Source organism: Acidiphilium sp. PM, from assembly GCF_000219295.1.
Taxonomy (GTDB): domain Bacteria; phylum Pseudomonadota; class Alphaproteobacteria; order Acetobacterales; family Acetobacteraceae; genus Acidiphilium; species Acidiphilium multivorum.
The window spans coordinates 1-3,839 of sequence record NZ_AFPR01000034.1 but is presented as its reverse complement, the minus strand read 5'-3'; the positions used below and the strand labels follow the sequence as shown (position 1 = coordinate 3,839).

Here is a 3,839-nt window from a genome sequence, read left to right as displayed (position 1 = left end):
ATTCTCTTTCCACCAGCCAGTGACTGGGAAGATACCCACAGCATCACGGTCGGCCAATGCCGCCGCGCTACCTCGCCAGATATCTGAATGAATTGAACCCCGGTCGCGGACATTTGGCCCCAGCACCCATCTATCGGCACCAGAATTGAGGCTCCGACCAACTTCCTCCGCTTGAGCAGCTTTGTTGATGCGGCTCCGAAAATCAGTCAGCGTTTCGAGTGTCCTTTTTAATGCGAACCGCAGGCCGTGCGATGCGTAGCGGTGCCGGCGCGTCCAACCCCGCTCTCCGGGGTTAGGTTCCACGAAATAAGCCAGCGTGATGCGGAGCTCGACTTCCTGGCTGCCTAGCGCCAGCAGCTCTTCGCGTGGCCAGGGCAAGCTGTGTAGGTTCATATCTCGGGTTTTGATGTCACTACCGTCTTGCCTGAATGGCGTGAGGCTATCCTCGATCATCAGAGTAGCATCATCGCTGGCGCTCAAGAGCGCACGGGGCAAGCTGGGCACTCCCCAACCATAGCGGCGCAGCATCGCCGATTTCTGGGTTTGCGAGGCTCCTTGCTCGACATGACGGCGCATGATACGCGTCCATTCCGCTGCATGGACAATCAAACCGCGCACGGTTTCAGGCCATAGTCCTGGGCGGGCAGCCATGATCCGTGCCGCCATGCGCGCCGCAAGGGCAGACGCTGAACTAGTTTCGCCAAAGGTCGTCAGCAAATGTTGTGTCGGCCGGTGATGGGTAGTGAGCAGTTGAAGATCATCAATTGCTTCCGGCTCATTGATCCCGTCATGAGCCTGATTGCCGCCTTCAAACACGACATCCGGCCTGATCGGCCATTGGCGATCCCAAATACCAGAGGTTCGGCTTGTCGGACTCAGGTCGCCCGCTTGAGCAACGAGCCCCCAGCCAACGAAGTCTTTCTGGCTGATGGTGGTCTTGGCGGTATAGGCACCGATGACAAGTGCATTCCAAGCCTGAGCAGGGTTTTCCGCTTCAGCGAGGTCATTGAAATCAGGGAAGCCGTCCGCCGTAACGCCCTCCCTAATATTGCCCGCGGCGATTACAAACAAACGGCCAGCAGCCTCGTTGCCATAGGCGAGCTGATCAACCGCCGCCGACCAGGATGACGGCCGCCCACGGCCAAGGCCTATTTCGCTGGTCACGGCCATACAAAAGGCTCTCGACCGGCCTGGCGCTTGCCTTTCGACCCGGTCGACAGCACTCGCTGTGATTGCGCCATAAAGTGCCGGCAGGTTCTGGCCGCGATTGGGCAGAATTTTGACCGTCTCCAACTGATGCTGGAGTTTAACCGCGGTTTTCCGTGTCAGGGCTGCTTCAAGATCACCGTAAAGGGCAACACCGGCCATCCCTGTACCGTGGCCTCGCCAAGGGCCACGCGCGTCATCGACACCCCAGCTCGGGTCATAGGCGTGCTGATCAGCCACTGCCAATGCCGGGGCGATAAGGGGGTGGTCGCGTACGGCACCGCTATCGAGAAGACAAACAGCTGGAGCAAAATGCGCGGGAGCGGAGATTCGCCCAACGAGATCATCGACCCATGCTGCTTGCTCAACCGGGTTCATTTCCATGAAGATCGCGGGGCTATCCTTCGCGAGGCGCAGCTCGGCAATGGCATCCGTATTCAAAACCAGGCAGGTCAAATCGACCTCGGATGCCAGCAGCAAGAGGACTTCCCGGTCGGGAAAGTGAAGAATATGCTCCCTTACCTCCAGGCCCAATCTAATGACGGTCCGCTGGAATGAGTTTAGGCGGTCCTCGCGGAGCCAAACCTCCCACCGACGCCGTTTGCGATGGAAAGGTCTCCACAGGGTCGGTGAACAAGGCCTTCACCAGCCCGAGGCGGACCGTATCGACGCGCGCAATGAGGCGCTCATTTTTTGGATTACCTTTAGGGGTATCCTCATCGCGATATTGTTCGATTTTGCGGGTGTAGAAATCTGCCGAGCGCTCGGGAACAAAAACCGTGGCAGATACGGTGGCCTCGCCCTCCGCGGGAAGCTGAACCGCGACCAACTCGATGGCGTTCCGCTTGTTTTCCAAGGCATCCAGCGCTTCCGTCTGGGATGAAGCTAAATCGAACTGGAGATAGAAGCCGCACTCTCCGGTGGCGAGATCGGGATCACGGCGGTCCATGTTCTCGGTGGCCTGGCGCAAAGCCCGCGTCATTGCGCGCTCAAGCGTCCGCGCATGCGACGCGCGTGCCCGCGGGGGAGGCTTGCCCGAGCTTCCCCGGCGCGGTGACGTAAATGGTTCGCTGTTCCCACCCCCTTGGAGGTGGAAATGGGGAAGGTTGCGCGGAGGGCGGGCCATCGGGGTTAAATCACAAGGTCGCGGCCCTGCGCTCCCTTAGTGCGGCGACCAGTACGTCGGTCGTGATCTCGTTTGAACCGGAAATAACACTCGCCTTCGCGGCCTCGTCGGCAGCCCGGGCAATTTCGGCCGGGCTCAGGCCCTCTGCCGTGTTCAGAATGGAAGCCCATTCGAGCCCAGCAGTCTCGAACGTCACCAAATGTGCCTGAACGATGCCCTGCATGATATCAGGTGTCGGTGCACCATACTGGATGACATCATCGAACCGGCGGAAGAGTGCCCTGTCCAAAAGCTCGGGATGGTTGGTTGCTGCGATGATCAGGCTGTCGCTGCTATCATTCTCAAGGAACTGCAGGAACGAGTTCAATACGCGGCGGATTTCGCCGACATCGTTCGGGCTGGCGCGTTGGGCGCCAATCGCGTCGAACTCGTCGAAGAAATAGACCCCGCGCTGAGTGGTGATCGCCTCGAAGATCAGGCGCAACCGCGAGGCGGTTTCGCCCATCATTTTCCCGATCAGCCCGTCATAAAGGACCGTGAAGAGTGGGAGCTTGAGTTCGCCGGCCAGGGCTGCAGCGGTCATGGTCTTGCCGCTGCCAGGCGGTCCGACCAAAAGCAGTTTGCGGCGGGGGCCGAGGCCGCGGCTGCGAAGACGCTCTCGTTGACGCTGTTCGCTTAGGACGCGCTGTAGGCGGCCCTGAAGCTCAGCCCCCATGACCATGCTGCTGAGCCGCGTTTCCGAATAGCGCGCGGCCAAGAGAGTGGCGAGTTCTCCGCGGGGCTGTGCCATGGGCACTGCGCGGCCGACAGCCCGGTTCGTGTCGGCAGTCCGGCTTTTTGCGACGGCGATCAGCTCCTGTAGCTGCTGGGCGAGCTTGCCGTGACCCTGGCGTGCTTCATGTGCGGCCAACTGCGTTGCGACCGAGAGGAAGCGCTCCTCGTCGCCGGCGACGTGGCTTTGCAGCAGAGCGACAATGTGGCGGGCCGTGGTCATGGATAATGCGTGCAATAAAGGTGAAACGATAGACTGACCATAGCGAACCAGATTCCGGCTGTACCGTCAAAAATGCGTCGCCGTTCATTCCGAAGGCAACTGTGACTCTTCGGACTCACCCCTTTGGTAAAGGGCTGTAGGTCGTCCTTGAGTGGCCCCAATGTTGGCCCGAGTCGTCTCGTGCTGCCACGGTTGAGGATGCTGCTGCCTCATGGTGGCGCCATACATTCCCATGGAGTTAATGTCTGCTAAGGGGCAGCTGTACCAGCAGCGTGAAGGGCATGGGCGCACAGCCGCCGTTCAGTCAGTCCGTTCTGTACGGTGGCTTTCTGCCCTGCGCGGACGTAACGAACCCGACTTGGTCGCCGTTACCGGCTACGCCCACGCTTCCGGCTTGCTTGTTCAACAGGATGCTCCTCAGCTTGGCGCTGCGCCTGACGTCTGCGATACCCCTCCAGCGCGCTCTGTAGGCGGACCCGGGCGCTCCGATGCGCGGCCTCGATCAAGGGCCGA

At 60.3% G+C, this 3,839-nt stretch carries 3 protein-coding genes; all 3 read right to left on the bottom strand.

Translation table 11 applies throughout. The features are described 5' to 3' along the window. Nucleotides 1–1,686: S8 family peptidase (locus APM_RS01220; RefSeq protein ID WP_007421533.1), on the bottom strand; the 1,686-nt coding region annotated here is incomplete at its 3' end. 55 nt (nucleotides 1,687–1,741) lie between these two features. After that, nucleotides 1,742–2,188: a hypothetical protein gene (locus tag APM_RS22495; RefSeq protein WP_007421532.1), complete on the bottom strand. Its 447-nt coding sequence runs from the start codon at nucleotides 2,186–2,188 to the stop codon at nucleotides 1,742–1,744. Nucleotides 2,189–2,342: 154 nt separating this feature from the next. Beyond that, the gene (locus tag APM_RS01215; protein WP_007421531.1) at nucleotides 2,343–3,326 is read right to left on the bottom strand and encodes an AAA family ATPase; all 984 of its coding nucleotides are present in this window, start codon (nucleotides 3,324–3,326) and stop codon (nucleotides 2,343–2,345) included. Nucleotides 3,327–3,839: the final 513 nt, after the last annotated feature.